Raw genomic sequence first — 16,220 nt, 5'->3', positions numbered from 1 at the left:
TGTCACAGCATATCGACGCCGAGAACGCCGGCGCGCGGGGATCCTGGGCCCGACCGGCCGGCGGTTCACGACCCCGCGGTCCCCGACACGGCCGCGAGTGCGAGCGTCGCCGCGATCACCGTGGCCGTCGCGCCGCCGAGGCCCCACAGGGCGAAGCGACCCCAGGGCACCGACAGTCCGAGCGCGGTGATCCGGTGGTGCCAGAGCAGGATGGCGAGCGAGGCCCAGGGGGTCACCAGCGGACCCAGGTTGACGCCGATGAGCAGCGCCATGAGCGCGACGGGGTCGTGCGAGGCGATCGGCTCCAGCACCAGGTAGGCGGGGAGGTTGTCGATGCCGTTCGCGGCGAGGGCGCCGAGGCCCGCCATGCGCAGCAGCTCGAGCGGTCCGTGCCCGGTCGCGGCGAGCGGCGAGAGCAGTGCAGCCAGGCCGCGGACGTGCGCGGCCTCGACGATCACGAAGAGCGCGGCGGCGAGGCCGAGCGCCTGCCACGGCACCAGCGAGAGACGCAGCGCCCTGCGCCGGCGGAACGCGAACAGGACGACGAGGATGAGCGCCGCCGCCGTCGCGGGGATCCACACGTCGCGCACGAGCGCGAGCAGCGGCAGCAGCGCGACGAGCACGGCGGCCGATGCCAGGAGCAGCACGCGGTCCGCCGGCTGCGCCTGCGGCGGAGCCGGGTACGTGCCGAACAGCGCGCGCCGGTTCGCGACGGTGAGGATCACGACGGGCACGAGCACCCCCGCGAGCGCCGGCGCCCAGCTCAGCGCCAGGAAGGCGGCCGGATCCGATCCGATCGTCGGCGCCGCGAGCAGGTTCGTCAGGTTCGAGACGGGCAGCAGCAGCGACGCCGTGTTCGCGAGCCACACGGTGGCCAGCGCGAAGGGCAGGGGCGAGACGCCGACGCCCTGCGCGAGCAGCACCACGACCGGTGTGACGATCACGGCGGTCGTGTCCAGCGAGAGGAAGATCGTGCTGACCACCGCGAGGAGGATCACCGCGGCCCAGAGCGCGATCACCCGGCCGCGTCCCCATCGGGCGAGGTGCTGAGCGACGACGTCGAACACCGCGGCGTGGCGCGCGAGCTCTGCGACGATCGTGATCGCGATCACGAAGCCGAGCACCGGTGCCGTGCGGGCGCCCAGCGCCTCGGCGTCCGCGGCGGGCAGGACCCCGGTCGCCACGATGGCCGCGGCGACGATCACCAGGGCGACGACCGCCACCGCGCCGGGTCGCAGGCGGGCCCGTCGCGCGGTCACCGTCGTCTCCGCCCCGGCGGGCACGCCCGCCGACCGCGGCGCGGATCCGCGGCGGGGGCCGGGCGAAGGACGAGGACGACCATCACGGGGTTCGCGGGCCCTACCGGGCGGCTCAGCTCAGGCCCGAGTAGACGTGCAGCCCCTTGAAGAACAGGTTCACGATGGTGAAGTTGAACAGCACCGCCGCGAAGCCGACGATCGAGAGCCACGCCGAACGGGAGCCGCGCCAGCCGCGCGTCGCGCGCGCGTGGATGTATCCGGCGTACAGCACCCAGATGATGAAGGTCCAGGTCTCCTTGGTGTCGAAGCCCCAGTAGCGGCCCCAGGCGTCGTTGGCCCAGATGGATCCGGCGATCAGCGTGAAGGTCCACAGGATGAAGCCGACGGTCGCGAAGCGGTAGGCGAGGCTCTCCAGCCGATCGGCCGTCGGCAGCGTCGCCAGGAAGCGCGGGCCTGGCTTCGCGACCTCGGCGAGGATGCGCGACTCGCGACGCGCCTGCATGAGCTGGAACACGCTGAGCGCGAAGGCCAGCGCGAAGAACGCCGTGCCGAGCGAGGCGACGAAGACGTGGATGACGAGCCAGACGCTCTTCAGCGGATCCGCCAGCGGCACGACCTGCGTGTAGAAGCCCGTCGCGGCGCCGCCCAGCAGCACCACGACGAGGCCGACGATGAACGTGCCCAGGTACTTCAGGTCGAACCAGATGTTCACGGCGATGTAGACCGCGATGATCAGGAGCGTGCCCGTCATCGCGAACTCGTACATGTTCGACCACGGCACCCGGCCGGCGGCGATGCCGCGCAGCACGACGCCGGCGAGGTGGAAGAGGAAGCCCAGCGTGGTGAGGGCGGTGCCGATGCGCGCCATCACGAAACGCGTCGGGGCGGTGCCGCCGTCGCCGGCGGACCCCGTCGGAGACGCCGCGGCGCCTGCCTTCCCCGCGCCGCCGGCGGGTCCCCCCACCGACGCCCCGACGAGCTCGCGCTCCGGCGCCACGGCCTTCGCGTCGGCCGCGACCTGCGAGCGCCGGGCCAGGTCGAACGCGTACGCGATGAAGGCGGCGGCGTAGATCGCGACGGCGGTCCAGATCGTCAGGATCGACATCGAGTCGAAGTTCATGGTGTCAGCCTACTTTCCACTACCGGTCGCCGAGCTGGTCGGAGCGTCCGCTGTCATCGGGCTCGGAAGCGGTCGCCGAGTCCGTCCCGTCGTCGACCGCCGGGCTCGCCGCGGTCGTCCCCGCGGCGTCGAGCAGGCGCGCGTGCCCGTCGCGGAGGTCTTCCACGGCGGCAGCCAGGGTCGGATCCTCCCCCCGGGCGAGGCCGGCGTACTCCAGGCGCACGGCGCCGTCGACGACCACGGCCTTGACCCACATCCGGCGACGCGGCACGAACAGCGCCAGCACCAGGCCGAGCACGGCGAGCGCCGCGAAGCCGAGCACCCACTGCTCGGAGGGGTCGTGATGGATCTGCAGCGAGACGTAGCGCTTGACCGACTGCGCGTAGTCCTTCGCCCCCTGCGGCGCCTCGTTCTCGAAGGTGATCGTACCCATGCCGTTCGGCAGGTCGGTGCTCTCCCCCGGGCCCAGCTCGATCGACTTCACGCCGGTCTTGCCGCCGGTGAGCTGGGTCATCCCCGCGGTGTCGAGCACGTAGACCGAGCGCGGGGTGCCGTCGTCGATGCCGAGGTCGCCCGCGAACACGTTGAGGGTCAGGGTGGGGTTCACGAGCGCCGGGTACACCGAGGTGAGCGCGCCGCTGGCCAGCTGCGCGGAGGTCGGGTAGAAGAAGCCCTGCAGCCCGAGCTGCTCCGGCAGGCCGTCGGTGACCTTGACGATCCCGATCGACATCATCGTGCTGTTGTTCTGCGGCAGGAAGGGGACCGAGTCGTGGTAGACGACCTCGCCCTTCGCGTTCTTGACGGTGATCGTGGGGGCGTAGCCGTTGCCGAGCAGGTAGACGCGGTCGCCCGCGATGCCGAGCGGATGGTTCACCTGCACCGCGGCCTTGTGCGAGGACTGCCCCGGCTCCGACACGGTGACGTTCGCGGAGAAGTCGCCGGCCTGCCCCGAGGAGGGCTTGCCCTGCTCGAAGGGCTGGTAGGTGACGTCGAACGAGTCGAGCCGCATCCGGTAGGGCGCGAGCGCGTCGTCGGAGACGAACCGGCCGCGGTTCATGGACGAGTAGTCGAGCAGCGTGTTCACGAAGCTCGTGCCCTGCACGACCACGCGCTGACCGGTGTAGGCGAAGCTGCCGCCCACGCCGACCGAGACCAGCACGCCGACGAGGGCGAGGTGGAAGAGCAGGTTGCCGGTCTCACGGGCGTAGCCGCGCTCGGCCGACACCGAGAACCCGCGTGCGTCGTCGTACCGCTGCACGCGGTAGCGCAGCGCCCGCAGCTGCTTCTCCGCGATCGTGATCGCCTCGGCCGCGGCGGCCTTCGCGTCGGTCCCGTTGACGGTGCGGGTGGCCTCGCGGTGGTCGTCCAGTCGCGACAGGCGTGCGGGAGTGCGGGGAGGGCGGGAGCGGAGCGCCTTCAGGTGGTGCTTGATCCGCGGGATCACGCACCCGACCAGGGAGAGGAACAGCAGCAGGTAGATCGCCGAGAACCACGCCGACAGATAGACGTCGAACAGCTGCATCGAGTCCATGATCGGGAACAGATCCGGATGGTCGACCTTGTACTGCGTGACGCCGTTCGGATCCGCCATCCGCTGCGGGAAGATCGAGCCCGGGATCGCGGCGATGGCGAGGATGAGCAGCAGCACGAGCGCGGTGCGCATGCTCGTCAGCTGCCGCCAGCCCCAGCGCAGCCAGCCCACGACGCTCAGTCGCGGCGACTCGACGCCGTCCCCGCCGGCGTCTCCGGATCCGTCGATGTGGTCGCTGGGGCGCAGCGGATCGGTCGATCCGCCGGCGCCGGACTGCTTCTTCTTCGGGTTCTTCACTCTCGGTCCCTGAGGCTCGCGGAGGGGCACGGTCTCGGATTCCTCCGCCGTTGCGGGGGCATCGGAGGCGGTCAGGTCAGAGCGGGAGTTCGACACTGCCGATCACCGCCCCGATGCTCGACATGATCGCCTTCCAGACGCCGGTCACCATGAGCAGACCCAGCACGATCAGCAGCGCGCCGCCGACGACGTTGACCGCGCGCACGTGCCGGCGCAGGAACGACAGCGACCGCGTCGCCCATCCGAATCCGAGGGCGACGAGCAGGAACGGGATCCCGAGGCCGAGCGAGTAGGCGACTCCGAGCAGGGCGGCCCGGCCCGTGCCTCCCACGCTCCAGGAGAGCGCCACGATCGCCGAGAGGGTCGGGCCCATGCACGGGCTCCAGCCAAGGCCGAGCGCGATGCCGAGCAGCGGGGCGCCGATGAGCCCGGCTCGACCGGAGACGTTCATCCGCATGGTGCGCTGGGCGAACCCGAAGAGGCCGATGAAGACGAGGCCCATCGCGATGATGACCGCGCCGAGGATCCGCGTGATGAGGTCGCCCCAGCGCAGGAAGAACATGCTCGCCGCACCGCCGACGACCGCGAACAGCACGAAGACGAGCGTGAAGCCGAGGATGAACAGCAGCACCCCGAGGACCATCTGGCGCCGGGTGGGCGCCGCCGTCGTGCCGTCCTGCCGCGGGGCGGAACCGCCCACCGCTCCCCCGACGAAGCCGAGGTAGCCGGGCACGAGCGGCAGCACGCAGGGCGAGAGGAACGACAGGAGCCCCGCGAGCATGGCGACGGGCAGCGCCGCCCAGAGCGCACCGGTCCCGACGATGGCGTCGATGTTCACGACTGGGGGGTCGCTTCCCGGGCGTCACTTCTCATTCAGGGCGTCCTGCACGAGGGTCTCCAGGATCGACGCGGATCCGATCGGGCCGATCACGCGTGCCGCGACGCGGCCCTGCTTGTCGAGGACGAGGGTCGTGGGCGTGGCCTGGATCGACGTGACCTCGGCGAAGGCGTACTTCGCGTCGCCGGTGTTGACGTCGATGATGCTCGGGTAGGTGACGCCGTACTTCTCGTTGAAGGACTGCGCCGTGCCGGGCTGGTCGTATGTGTTGACGCCGACGAACGAGACGCCCTTCCCGTCGAACTTCTGCCAGACGGACTCGAGGCCCTTGGCCTCGACCCGGCACGGTCCGCACGCGGCGTACCAGAAGTTGACGACGGCGACGTCGCCCGCGATGTCCGCGCTGCGGAACTTCTTGCCGTTCTCGAGGGTGCCCGCGAACGCGACCGGCTTGCTGCGGTCGGCCGGCTTGATCTCCTCGACGCGCATGCCGTCGGATCCGATGTAGCCCTTGTTGTCGCCGTTGCGGTACTGGTCGGCGACGGGATCGCTCGCGCAGCCGGCGAGACCGGCGACGAGGGCGGCGCCGAGCACCAGGGCGCCCGCCGTCAGGACCCGCGGGCGCCGGATGCGACGGACGCAGGGGCGATCGGCGGCAGTCTCGAGGGGCGCGGACGGGCGCGACGAACTCAGAGGCATGCTCGGAATCTTACGAAAGGACTCTATGCGCCTGGTGGGCGCGGGCTGGGGGCGCCGCCCGTCGCGGCGCGGTCGCCGGTGCGCGCGGGCCGCCTCCCGGGCTCCGCCCCGCGCTCAGACCGCCGTCGCGATGAACGCCCAGAACAGCGCACCGGCGTAGATCAGCGTGCCGAGCGAGGTGAGGGCGAGCGCGATCACCAGCTCGGCGGGCTGCCGGTACGCCCAGACGATCACGACCGCGGGCAGGACCGCGAGCAGCGCGAGCAGGCCGATCCACGCCACGGGGTAGAACAGCGCGAGCAGCACGAGCGCCAGGAATGGCAGGATCACGAACAGCGTGTAGAGGATCTGGGTGGCGCGTCGACCGATCACGACGGTCAGCGTGCGCTTGCCGACCACGCGGTCCTGGTCGATGTCGCGGAGGTTGTTGGCCAGCAGCACCGCGCAGGCGAACAGGCCGACCGCCACCGCTCCGATCCACGCCTCCTGGGGGAGCCTGAGCGACTGCACCCAGGTGGTGCCGAGCGTCGCGACGAGCCCGAAGAAGACGAAGACGAACACTTCGCCGAGCGCGTTGTAGCCGTAGGGGCGCTTGCCGCCGGTGTAGAACCAGGCGGCGACGATGCACACGACGCCGACGGCGATCATCCACCACTGCTGCGTGCGGACCACGATCCCGAGCCCCGCGATCGCCGCGAGCCCGAAGAAGGCGAGACCGGTGTACAGCACGCTCTTCGCGCTCACCCGGCCCGAGGCGGTGAGCCGGGCCGGGCCGACCCGGTGCGCATCGGTGCCGCGCACCCCGTCGCTGTAGTCGTTCGTGAAGTTCACGCCGATCTGCAGGCACACGGCCACCGCGAGGCAGGCGAGCGCGATCACCCAGTGGAACTGCGGATCGCCCAGCCGCGCGGCCCCCGTGCCGACGAGCACGGGCGCGATCGCGAGCGGCAGGGTGCGCGGACGCGCCGCCCCGATCCAGTCGCCGAGGGTGACCGGCCGCAGCTGCTCGACCGGGCGCTTGGCCGGATTGCCGGAGCGGGAGTGCGTCACCGGGCGCGCAGAGGCGGGCACGGTCTTCTTGGTCTTGCGGTTCGCCACCCCGGAATCCTAGCGGCGGCGGTTGTGGCGCCCCCACCGGCCGCACCTCCGTCCGCCCGCCCCGTCGGCGCGCGCCCGTCCCCGCGCGCGCTCGTCCGCGTCCGCGAAACCACGAGACCGAACCCTCGTCTCGAGACCGACGTTCCCATCGTCGGTCTCGGCACGCGCGTTCGGTCTCGCCGGCGCGCCCGCACAGCCGCCGCCCCGTCCACCCACCCGAGACCGCGCGCCCGACCGTCCGCACGTGACCGCGCGCCCGTCCGCACGCGCGCCCGTCCGCCCGACCGTCCGCACGCGCGCGCACGCTCGTCCGCGTCCGCGAAACCACGAGACCGAACCCTCGTTTCGAGACCGACGTTTCCATCGTCGGTCTCGAGACCCGCGTTCGGTCTCGCCCGCCCGTCCGCACAGCCGCCTGCCCGTCCGCCCACCCGAGACCGCGCGCCCGTGAAACCACGAGACCGAACCCTCGTGCCGAGACCGACGTTCCCATCGTCGGTCTCGGCACGCGCGTTCGGTCTCGCCCGCCCGTCCGCCCGTCCGCCCACACGCGCGCGCCCGAGACGGCGCGCCCGAGACGGCGGGCCCGCGAAACCATGAGACCGAACCCTCGTCTCGAGACCGAAGTTCCCCTCGTCGGTCTCGGGACCCGCGTTCGGTCTCGCGGGTAGGGGCCGGCCTCACAACGGGGGTCCGGGCTCGCCAGCGGGGGTCCGGTCACGCCAGCGGGGGTCCGGTCACGCCAGCGGGGGGGCAACCTCGCAGGCGAAGCCGGATCCGGTCAGCGCCGGCGGGCGTCGGCGATCGCGGCGCGGAGGTCGTCGGCGAGCACGCGCAGCTCGGCGTCGTCGAGCGTGTGCGCCGTGAGCCGGATCTGCGGCGAGGCCTCGTCCGGCTCGAGCAGGAACCCGCCGCCCGTGCGCACCAGCCAGCCGCGGCGCATCATCGCCTCCGACACGGCGCGCGCGTCCACCCCGCACTCGACCCAGACGTTGAGCCCGTCGTCGCCGCGCACCGTGATGCCGCGCTCGCGCAGCAGGGCGCGCAGGGCGTCGCCGCGCTCGGCGTAGTGGGCCCCGGCACGCTCCAGCGCCGCCGGGGTCTCCGGGTGGTCGAGCATGCCGACGGCGACGCGCTGCAGGATCCGGCTCACCCAGGTCTTTCCGGGTGAGAGCCGCGTGCGCAGCTGCGCCGCGGTGTCGGCGTCGCTGGCCAGCAGCGCGAGGCGCAGGTCAGGGCCGAGGAACTTCGACATCGAGCGCACGAGCGCCCAGCGCGGATGCCCCTCGGGGATCACGGAGTGGTAGGGCCGTCGCGAGAGCAGCGAGTAGTGGTCGTCCTCGATGATGAGCACGTGCGGCGTCTCCGCGAACACGGCCCGCAGTTCCGCGGCGCGCGCCGCACTGAGGCTGATCCCGGTGGGGTTGTGCGCGCGGGGGGTGCACACCACGGTGCGGGCTCCGGCGTCGATCGCGGCGCGGAGGCCCGCGACGGTCATCCCCTCCTCGTCGAGGGGGATCCCGAACGGACGGTAGCCGCCGAGCTTGACGACGTTGATGCTGGAGAGGAAGCACGGATCCTCGAGGCCGACCACGTCGCCGTGCGCGAGGGAGGCGACGAGCAGCCGCTCCAGCGCGTCGACGGCGCCCGAGGTGACGGACAGCTCGAACGGACCGGGCCGCGCCTCGGCCAGCCAGGCCGTCGCCCAGGTGCGCAGCCCCTCGTCGATGAGCGCGTCGCCGTAGAGCGCGGGGGTGCGCAGGTCGACCTCGGCGAGCACCGGCAGCGGCAGCAGATCGGGATCCGGGTTGCCGCTGCCGAGGTCGCGCAGCACGGTCTCGGCCGCGAAGCCCTCCTCCTCGGTGCGCAGCAGTTCGGTCACCACGGTGCCCCCGCGCCCGCGGCTCTCCACGGCTCCCGCACGCGCGAGCGCCCGATAGGCGGCGGCGACCGTGTTCCGGTTCACGCCGAGCGCATCGGCCAGCGCGCGCACCGTCGGCAGGCCCTCCCCCGGTGCGAGTCGGCCGGCGCCGATCAGGGCGCGGATCGAGTCGGCGATCTCATGCGCCGTGCTGCCCTGGATCCTCGCTTCACCCACGTCTCCCAGCCTATGGGGAGGATCCGGCCCGGGCCGGATCCTCGGCAGGCCGTGGGCGTCTGCGGTCCGGATCCGGCCCGGCGCGGATCCGGCGCGAGGAGGCACCGCGTCCTCGCTCAGCGATCGGGCGTGCACAAATCAGGCCGGGCCTCTGCGGAAGGGGTCAGATCGGCCCGGATCCGCTTCGCAGCGCGGGTGCAGCCTGAATTAGGTGGCCGGGCGACGCGAGACCGGGCCGGACTCAGCCCGCGGCCGGCACGATCGGACGGTGCTCGTAGAACGTCTGCAGCACGACGGTCGTCCGCGTGCTGACGTTCGCCGCAAGGCGGATGTCGCGCACGAGCTGCTCCAGAGCGCGCGGCGATGCGACCCGGACGAACAGCATGTACGCCGCATCGCCGGCGATCGAGTGGCACGCCTCGATCGCGTCGAGGTGCTCGAGCAGCTCCGGCGCGTTGTCGGGCTGGGCGGGATCGAGGGGCGTGATCTCGATGAACGCCGACAGCGGCTTGCCGACGGACTCCGCGTCGATCACAGGGCGGTAGCCGGCGATCGCCCCCCGCGATTCGAGCCGCTTCAGCCGGGACTGCACGGCGGACACCGAGAGTCCCGCGGCATCGGAGAGCTGGGCGAGCGTGGCCCGCCCGTCCCGGGAGAGGGCGGCGAGGATCGCGAGGTCGACAGGATCGTCCATATCTGGAATAATATCCTGAGTTCAGTCAATTCTGCAGGAATATTTCCTGCGAGTCCTCGATCGGAGGTCCCGATGTCCCTCACCACCACGTCCCGCAACGCTCTCATCGGCGAGCCCGAGGTCGTCGAGGACGCCTCGGTCGCGGAGCAGTCCGCCGCCTGGAAGCTCCTCAAGGATGCGGCGATCGCGATCCGCCCGCTGCAGATCAAGGACGGCTCCATCCCGAACGCGGACGACCACGAGGCCGCCCGCACGCACGTCGCCGCGATCGTCGCCGGCATCCGCGCCCTCGCCCCCGCCTTCCCGCACGACGCCGAGTACCTCGCCGCGTCCGTCGTGGACTTCGAGCGCTGGGCCGCCGAGGGCTTCGGCGTGCCCGACTTCCTCGACTCGCTCATGGCGTTCCAGCCCCAGCAGCACCGCGTCGACGGCATTCGCCACCTCGTCGTGTTCCCCATGTACACGCAGAACGGCTCCAGCGACCGCCTCGTCGAGGCGCTCATCGTCGAGACGATCTGGCCGGAGTTCATCGCCGACCTCGAGGCCGGCGACTACGGCAACAAGCTCTTCGTCTCGCTGCGCCTGGTCGACTTCACGCCCGGCTACGACACGAACTCGGCCGTGCTCTTCCCCGAGACCGTCGCGATGCGCGAGATCCCCTCCTTCACGTGGGGCGCGATCTTCCAGGACCGCGAAGCCGCCCGCTACCGCCGCGTCGTGCGCGCCGCGAGCGAGATCACGAACCTGGAGCTGCCCGAGCGGGCCGCGGCGATGCTCGACGACCAGGAGCTCGCCGAGAAGACGTTCGTGATGTGGGACATCATCCACGACCGCACCCACATGCGCGGCGACCTGCCGTTCGACCCGTTCATGATCAAGCAGCGGATGCCGTTCTTCCTCTACTCGCTCGAGGAGATGCGCTGCGACATGACCGCGTTCCGCGAGTCGGTCAAGATCGAGCGCGCGTTCGACGCCCGCATCGCCGCCGGTGAGCAGCTCACCGCCACCGAGCAGGAGATGCACGACTACGCGCACCTCGTGCAGTACGCGGTGATCTTCGACCGCATCTTCCGGTTCGCCATCACGGGCACCCGGACGCGCAACTACGACGCCGTCGGCGGTCAGCTGCTGTTCGCGTGGCTGCACCAGCGCGGCGTGCTGCACTGGACCGACACGGCCCTCGCCTTCGACTGGGAGAACGTCCCGGACGCGGTCGTGGCCCTGGGCGACGCGATCGACGACCTCTACTGGCACTCGATCGACCGCCCGAAGACGGCGCACTGGCTCGCCGCCTACGAGCTGGTCCGCGGCACGCTCACCCCGCACCCGGCCTCGCAGTGGGCCCGCGGCCTGTCGGACGAGATCCTCGCCGGCGCCCCCAAGGGCTACACCGACGCGGTGCTGGACGACGAGTTCCCACTGTCGATGTTCTTCGAGACGCTCGACAAGAAGATGAAGCCGGTCATCGAGTCGACCGTGGGGATCCGCGGCACCGACGACTGACCGGAGTCCCGCAGGGATGGCGGGGGATCTCCCGGGGATGCAGAATCGACCCGGGAGCCCCCGCCATCCGTCTTCCTCCCGCACGCCGAGCCGATCACCAGGAGCACCGCATGACCGCTGCAGGACGCACCGTACTTCTCGCCGGCGCCACGAGCCCGTCCGGCCTCGCGATCGCCCGCGCGCTGCGGAGCGCCGGGGCGCGCGTCGTCGCCGTCGGGCGGGATCAGGTCAAGCTCGACGCGCTCGCGGCGGCGCTGCACTCGGGCGACCCCGCCGGCCCCGGCTCGATCCGCATCGAGCGCTGCTCGCTGACGAACGAGGCGGAGGTCGCCTCCCTCGCCGAGCGCCTGGCGGCCGACGGCGAGCACGTCGACGGGCTCGTCCCGCTGGTCGGCGGCTGGCGCGGCGGCGGCGGCCTCGCCGGGCAGACCGAGGAGGACTATCGCGCTCTCGAGCAGGCGTTCACCGCCGTGCGGGTCACGAGCCGCGCGTTCGACGCCGACCTCCGCGCCTCCGATGCCGGACGGTTCGCGATCATCTCCTCCACCGCCGTCGCCCGGCCGCTCGCCGGGGGCGCCAACTACGCCGCGGTGAAGGCGGCGAGCGAGTCGTGGACCCGCGCCGTCGCCCAGGGCTTCGCGAAGGCCGCCAGAGACGACGAGCAGCCGCTGCACGCGGCCGCGGTGGTGCTGCGCGTGCGCGGCCTGGACGACGCGATCGACGCCGTCGCGCAACGGATCGTCGCCCTCTGGGACGAGGATGCGGCCGCGCTGAACGACCGCATCATCGACGTGGCCTGACGCCTGCCGGCTCGTCCTGCGCCCCGCGGAGGACGGTTCAGGACGAGCGCTGACGCCGGGCGACGAGCGCCTGGATCGGATCCGACAGCACGAGCAGGAACAGCGCCGAGTACCCGATCGCGGGGACGCAGATGGAGACGATCAACGAGATCGCGAACATCGTCGCCGTGACGATCTCGGCGACGATGCCTCGTCGCAGCGACCCGGGCGCGATCCGATGCAGCGCCGGATGCCTCCAGAGGTACACGCGCGTCGCGACCATGAACAGGGACGACATGAGCAGAGAGCCGATGTAGACGATCTTCTGCGTGCTGTCCGTGGGCATCGCCCCGAGCATCGCCGTGCTCACCGGCAGGCAGACGATGGTGAACATCCACCCGACCTGCAGCCAGACGAGCGGGATCCGGACCCGTTCGACCCGGTCGAAGACGCGATGATGGTTGATCCACAGCAGGGCGATGATGAGGAAGCTCAGGGCGAAGCTCCACAGGGGTGCCTGCTCCTCCTGCAGATACTCCAGCGTCGTCTTCCCCTCCCGCCCCAGCTCCGTGACGTTCTCCATGAGCGGCAGGATGAGCAGGGTCATGGCGATCGCGACGACCGCGTCCACGAACGCCTTGAGCCGCTCGGCCGAGAGGATCGGTTGCGACGAGTCCTCGGGGATGGGGTCGGCGGGCTGGCTCACTCCGGCATGCTCCCGTATCGGAGCGGATCCGGTCAAGGCACCGCGCCCGGGTCTGCGGATCCCGTGCTTCCGCGCCGCGCTGCTCAGGGTCCGTGCCGGCCGCGCTCCTCGGCCTCCACGGACCCGGGCGCCTCGGCACCCTCAGCCGGGCCCGCAACCGGGAGCGCCTGTGCGGGCGCCTCGCCCTCGTCGGCCGGGCCCGCAACGGGGAGCACCTGCGCGGGCGCCTGCGCATAGAGGGCGGTGAGGCGGCGATACGACCGCGTGAGGAACGCGAGCCCGGCGACCACCACCATGATCAGGCCGGCCCAGAGGCAGATGAGGGCGATGCCGCGCGCGTGACCCTCGCCGAGCAGCCACCCCCACTGCTCTCGGCCCGCATCCCCGTCCATGTAGGGGATGACGAGGAACTCCGCGAGCGGGGCGATGAGGAAGGCGGTGATCGGCGCGGCAGCCGCCTCCATGGCCGCCGCGACGCCGAACACCCTGCCCTGCCGTTCGAAGGGCACGACCTTCTGGATCACCGTCTGCTCCGCCGCTTCCACCGGCGGCACCAGCGCCATGTAGATCCACATGCCGACCACGTACAGCGGCCACCACTCCCGCAGCATGAAGACCGCGCCGAGCAGGCCCATCGCCATGACCAGCAGCAGCAGAGTGCGCATCGGCTTCGCCCCGAGCCCGAACTTCGCCACGAGGGCGCCGCCGATGAGGAATCCCGTCGAGGAGAACGCCAGGGCGAAGCCCCACGTCTGCGCGTCGAACAGGGTGAGGCCGTACGGATCCATGAGCGCCAAGTAGACGCCGCCGATGAGGTTGTTGAACGTCGAGAAGACGATGAGGGCGAACAGCCCCGGCGCCTGCCGGATCGCCCGCGCGCTGCCGCGGAGATCGAGGGCCCCGGCGCCGCCGGGATCGGGCTGCGGGCGCTCCTCCGGGATCCGCAGGAAGAGCAGGTGCAGGAGGGTGAGCGCCATGGCGGCGATCGCGATCACCAGGGTCCACCCCATGCCCAGGAATCCGACCGACAGTCCGGAGAACACGCTGGTCACCAGGAAGGCGACCCCCTGCACCGTGCCGACGAGACCGTTGGCGTTGGCGTGCCTCTCCTCGGGTACGAGCAGGGTCACGGTCGTCGACAGGGCGATGTTGCGGAGCTGCTCGATCACACCGCCGAACAGGATCACCCCGGAGAACAGCCAGAACCACGGTCCGCCCAGATCCAGCAGCGACGACTCCGGCCGCGCGAGGTAGATCCCCCCGGCGACGAGGAACGCCGCGGCCGAGACCACGCTCGACAGCAGCATGACGGTGTGCTTGCGGTGCCGGTCGACGATCGTGCCGAAGACCATCGCGAAGAACGCGATGAAGAGCATGTAGGCGCCGCCGATGATGCCCGTGGCGAGCACGGACCGCGTCTCGATGTAGACCCAGAACGTGAGCGCGAACCAGAGGAAGCTCGTCGTCACGTTGGCGATCAGCGTGTTGACGAGCACTCCGGCGAACGCCCGGGAGGCGACCGTGCTCCTCATGGATCAGAGCGTAGGACGGACCTCCGACATCCGGAACCCGAGCCCGGCCGCCGGGCGGTTCCGGCGCGGTCCGGCGCGGGTCCGGGCGGCTCCGGCGCGGGTCCGGCGCGGGTCCGGCGCGGGTCCGGCGGACCATCGCGCGCGGCCCCGCCGAATAGACTTGTGCGGTGAACATCGAGCACGACCCCGCGATCCGGGGCTTCGCATCCGACAACTACTCCGGCATCCACCCCGAGGTGCTCGCGGCGATCACGGCGGCCAACGGCGGCCACCAGATCGCGTACGGCGAGGATCTGTACACCGAGCGGTTGCAGGAGGTCTTCCGGCACCACTTCGGCGAGGGCGTCGAGGCCTTCCCGGTCTTCAACGGCACCGGCGCGAACGTCACCGGTCTGCAGGCCATGCTGCCGCGCTGGGGCGCCGTGATCTCGGCCACGACCGCGCACATCAACGTCGACGAGGGCGGCGCCCCCGAGCGCATCGGCGGGTTCAAGATCCTGGCCGTGCCGACCGACGACGGCAAGCTCACCCCCGAGCTCGTCGACCGCGAGGCGTGGGGCTGGGGCGACGAGCACCGCGCCCAGCCGCTGGTCGTCTCCATCACCCAGTCGACCGAGGTCGGCACGCTCTACACCGCCGAGGAGATCCGCGCCCTCGCCGATCACGCCCACGAGCGCGGCATGAAGCTGCACCTCGACGGCGCCCGGCTCTCCAACGCCGCCGCGGCGCTCGACCTGCCGCTGCGCGCCTTCACGCGCGATGCCGGCGTGGACGTGCTGAGCTTCGGCGGCACCAAGAACGGCGCGATGCTCGGCGAGGCGATCGTGGTGCTCACCCCGGGCGCCGCCGACGGCCTCGTCTACTCCCGCAAGTTCAACATGCAGCTCGCCTCGAAGATGCGCTTCGTGTCGGCGCAGCTCATCGCGCTGCTCGAAGGCGACCTGTACCTGCGCAACGCCCGCCACGCGAACGCCATGGCGCAGCGGCTGCGCTCCGCGCTCGAGGCCGGGATCGCCGACGGATCCATCCAGGGCGTCGGCTTCACGCAGCGGACCCAGTCGAACGGGGTCTTCGCGACCCTGCCCGACGGCGTCGCCGACCGGTTGCGCGAGACCTTCCGGTTCTACGACTGGGACGCGGCGCGCAACGAGGTGCGCTGGATGTGCGGCTTCGACACGACCGAGGCCGACATCGACGCCCTCGTCGCCCTCGTCGCCGAGGAGACCAGCCGCTGAGGCCCGGGGTCAGCCGCAGGCCCGGGTCAGCGCAGCGGGCCCGGGTCAGCACAGCGGGCCCGGGTCAGCGCAGCAGGCCGAGGTGCGCGAGCGCCTGGCGGATGAGCGTGCCCCGGCCGCCCTCCATCTCGGCGGCGAGCGCATCGCTCGCCGCCTCCTCGGGGCTGAACCAGGTCACCTCGAGCGCGTCCTGACGCGGCTCGCACGTGCCCGTCACGGGCACGACGAACGCCAGTGACACGGCGTGCTGGCGGTCGTCGTGATAGGCGCTCACACCCGGGAGCGGGAAGTACTCGGCGACCGTGAACGGCGCGGGCGAGGGCGGCAGCATCGGGAACGCCATCGGTCCCAGGTCGTTCTCCAGGTGCCGGAACAGCGCGTCCCGCACGGTCTCGCCGTAGCGCACGCGGCCGGAGACGATGGTGCGCGTGATCTCGCCGAGCGGCGTCGCACGCAGCAGGATCCCGATGTCGGTCACCATGCCGGATCCGTCGGTGCGCACCGGCACCGCCTCGACGTAGAGCATCGGCAGCCGGCGCCGGGCCTGGGCGAGCTCGAAGTCGGTCAGCCAGCCGGGGTTCGCCCCGCCGGAGGCGCCCAGACCGTCGAGCCCCGACGGGAGCCCTCCCGCGAGCGCGTCGGGGAGGCCGTCGTCGTCGGCCGGATCGGGGTCGGGTGTGCGTACCGCCATGGTCCCTTTCTACCAGCGCGTCACGAGGACCCGTGAGCGCGATGGACGAAACACCGGATTCTGTGTGAGGCACCACGGCGGGGATGGTGTGTCACACAGAATCCGGTCTCTCACGGATCCCGCGGGGCGAGGTCGGATCC

At 71.7% G+C, this 16,220-nt stretch carries 14 protein-coding genes; 3 read left to right on the top strand and 11 right to left on the bottom strand.

All coding sequences use genetic code 11. The annotated features are described in order from the left end of the window. Window positions 1-65 precede the first annotated feature (65 nt). The 8 genes from WFJ17_RS11145 to WFJ17_RS11110 form a co-directional block, all read right to left on the bottom strand. Entirely contained in the window at window positions 66-1,259 is a 1,194-nt protein-coding gene (locus tag WFJ17_RS11145; RefSeq protein WP_292885275.1) for an SLC13 family permease, read from the bottom strand. Window positions 1,260-1,371: 112 nt separating this feature from the next. Continuing rightward, complete coding sequence (gene ccsB / locus WFJ17_RS11140) at window positions 1,372-2,379, bottom strand: c-type cytochrome biogenesis protein CcsB (RefSeq protein ID WP_251438777.1); 1,008 nt, start codon at window positions 2,377-2,379, stop codon at window positions 1,372-1,374. A gap of 19 nt (window positions 2,380-2,398) precedes the next feature. After that, window positions 2,399-4,207, bottom strand: coding sequence for a cytochrome c biogenesis protein ResB (gene resB, locus WFJ17_RS11135; protein WP_336648447.1), 1,809 nt, complete (start codon window positions 4,205-4,207; stop codon window positions 2,399-2,401). Between the two features lie 76 nt (window positions 4,208-4,283). Further along, window positions 4,284-5,045, bottom strand: coding sequence for a cytochrome c biogenesis CcdA family protein (locus WFJ17_RS11130; RefSeq protein WP_251438779.1), 762 nt, complete (start codon window positions 5,043-5,045; stop codon window positions 4,284-4,286). A gap of 24 nt (window positions 5,046-5,069) precedes the next feature. Next, on the bottom strand, window positions 5,070-5,744 hold the full coding sequence (locus WFJ17_RS11125; protein WP_336648446.1) for a TlpA family protein disulfide reductase: 675 nt from the start codon (window positions 5,742-5,744) through the stop codon (window positions 5,070-5,072). A gap of 114 nt (window positions 5,745-5,858) precedes the next feature. Further along, on the bottom strand, window positions 5,859-6,842 hold the full coding sequence (locus WFJ17_RS11120) for a 1,4-dihydroxy-2-naphthoate polyprenyltransferase (RefSeq protein WP_442927979.1): 984 nt from the start codon (window positions 6,840-6,842) through the stop codon (window positions 5,859-5,861). A gap of 781 nt (window positions 6,843-7,623) precedes the next feature. After that, entirely contained in the window at window positions 7,624-8,940 is a 1,317-nt protein-coding gene (locus tag WFJ17_RS11115; protein ID WP_336648445.1) for an aminotransferase class I/II-fold pyridoxal phosphate-dependent enzyme, read from the bottom strand. 241 nt (window positions 8,941-9,181) lie between these two features. Continuing rightward, window positions 9,182-9,634 carry an Lrp/AsnC family transcriptional regulator gene (locus WFJ17_RS11110; RefSeq protein ID WP_285813935.1) on the bottom strand — a complete coding sequence of 151 codons (453 nt, stop codon included), beginning with the start codon at window positions 9,632-9,634 and terminating at the stop codon, window positions 9,182-9,184. 72 nt (window positions 9,635-9,706) lie between these two features. Here WFJ17_RS11110 and WFJ17_RS11105 point away from each other — a divergent pair, with 72 nt between their 5' ends. Further along, window positions 9,707-11,137 carry a DUF6421 family protein gene (locus WFJ17_RS11105; RefSeq protein WP_292885294.1) on the top strand — a complete coding sequence of 477 codons (1,431 nt, stop codon included), beginning with the start codon at window positions 9,707-9,709 and terminating at the stop codon, window positions 11,135-11,137. Between the two features lie 110 nt (window positions 11,138-11,247). Then, window positions 11,248-11,937: an SDR family NAD(P)-dependent oxidoreductase gene (locus WFJ17_RS11100; RefSeq protein WP_251438783.1), complete on the top strand. Its 690-nt coding sequence runs from the start codon at window positions 11,248-11,250 to the stop codon at window positions 11,935-11,937. A 37-nt stretch (window positions 11,938-11,974) separates the two neighbouring features. On the opposite strand, the gene WFJ17_RS11095 is transcribed toward WFJ17_RS11100, so the two are convergent. Both WFJ17_RS11095 and WFJ17_RS11090 read right to left on the bottom strand, forming a co-directional pair. Beyond that, window positions 11,975-12,622, bottom strand: a complete 648-nt coding sequence (locus WFJ17_RS11095; protein WP_336648444.1) for a TMEM175 family protein — start codon at window positions 12,620-12,622, stop codon at window positions 11,975-11,977. 83 nt (window positions 12,623-12,705) lie between these two features. Further along, on the bottom strand, window positions 12,706-14,154 hold the full coding sequence (locus WFJ17_RS11090) for an MFS transporter (protein ID WP_251438785.1): 1,449 nt from the start codon (window positions 14,152-14,154) through the stop codon (window positions 12,706-12,708). A 167-nt stretch (window positions 14,155-14,321) separates the two neighbouring features. Here WFJ17_RS11090 and WFJ17_RS11085 point away from each other — a divergent pair, with 167 nt between their 5' ends. Continuing rightward, the gene (locus WFJ17_RS11085; protein WP_251438786.1) at window positions 14,322-15,389 is read left to right on the top strand and encodes a threonine aldolase family protein; all 1,068 of its coding nucleotides are present in this window, start codon (window positions 14,322-14,324) and stop codon (window positions 15,387-15,389) included. A gap of 64 nt (window positions 15,390-15,453) precedes the next feature. On the opposite strand, the gene WFJ17_RS11080 is transcribed toward WFJ17_RS11085, so the two are convergent. Continuing rightward, the gene (locus tag WFJ17_RS11080; protein WP_251438787.1) at window positions 15,454-16,080 is read right to left on the bottom strand and encodes an NUDIX hydrolase family protein; all 627 of its coding nucleotides are present in this window, start codon (window positions 16,078-16,080) and stop codon (window positions 15,454-15,456) included. Window positions 16,081-16,220: the final 140 nt, after the last annotated feature.

Source organism: Microbacterium sp. MMO-10 (assembly GCF_037148715.1).
In the GTDB taxonomy this organism is placed as follows: domain Bacteria; phylum Actinomycetota; class Actinomycetes; order Actinomycetales; family Microbacteriaceae; genus Microbacterium.
This window is presented reverse-complemented; position numbering and strand designations above follow the sequence as displayed.

Excerpts from the sequence above, each read along its gene's own strand:
- WFJ17_RS11080 (WP_251438787.1), bottom strand. The coding sequence starts at position 16,080 with ATGGCGGTACGCACACCCGACCCCGATCCGGCCGACGACGACGGCCTC.
- WFJ17_RS11100 (WP_251438783.1), top strand. The coding sequence starts at position 11,248 with ATGACCGCTGCAGGACGCACCGTACTTCTCGCCGGCGCCACGAGCCCG.
- WFJ17_RS11105 (WP_292885294.1), top strand. The coding sequence starts at position 9,707 with ATGTCCCTCACCACCACGTCCCGCAACGCTCTCATCGGCGAGCCCGAG.
- ccsB (WP_251438777.1), bottom strand. The coding sequence starts at position 2,379 with ATGAACTTCGACTCGATGTCGATCCTGACGATCTGGACCGCCGTCGCG.
- WFJ17_RS11110 (WP_285813935.1), bottom strand. The coding sequence starts at position 9,634 with ATGGACGATCCTGTCGACCTCGCGATCCTCGCCGCCCTCTCCCGGGAC.
- WFJ17_RS11125 (WP_336648446.1), bottom strand. The coding sequence starts at position 5,744 with ATGCCTCTGAGTTCGTCGCGCCCGTCCGCGCCCCTCGAGACTGCCGCC.
- WFJ17_RS11090 (WP_251438785.1), bottom strand. The coding sequence starts at position 14,154 with ATGAGGAGCACGGTCGCCTCCCGGGCGTTCGCCGGAGTGCTCGTCAAC.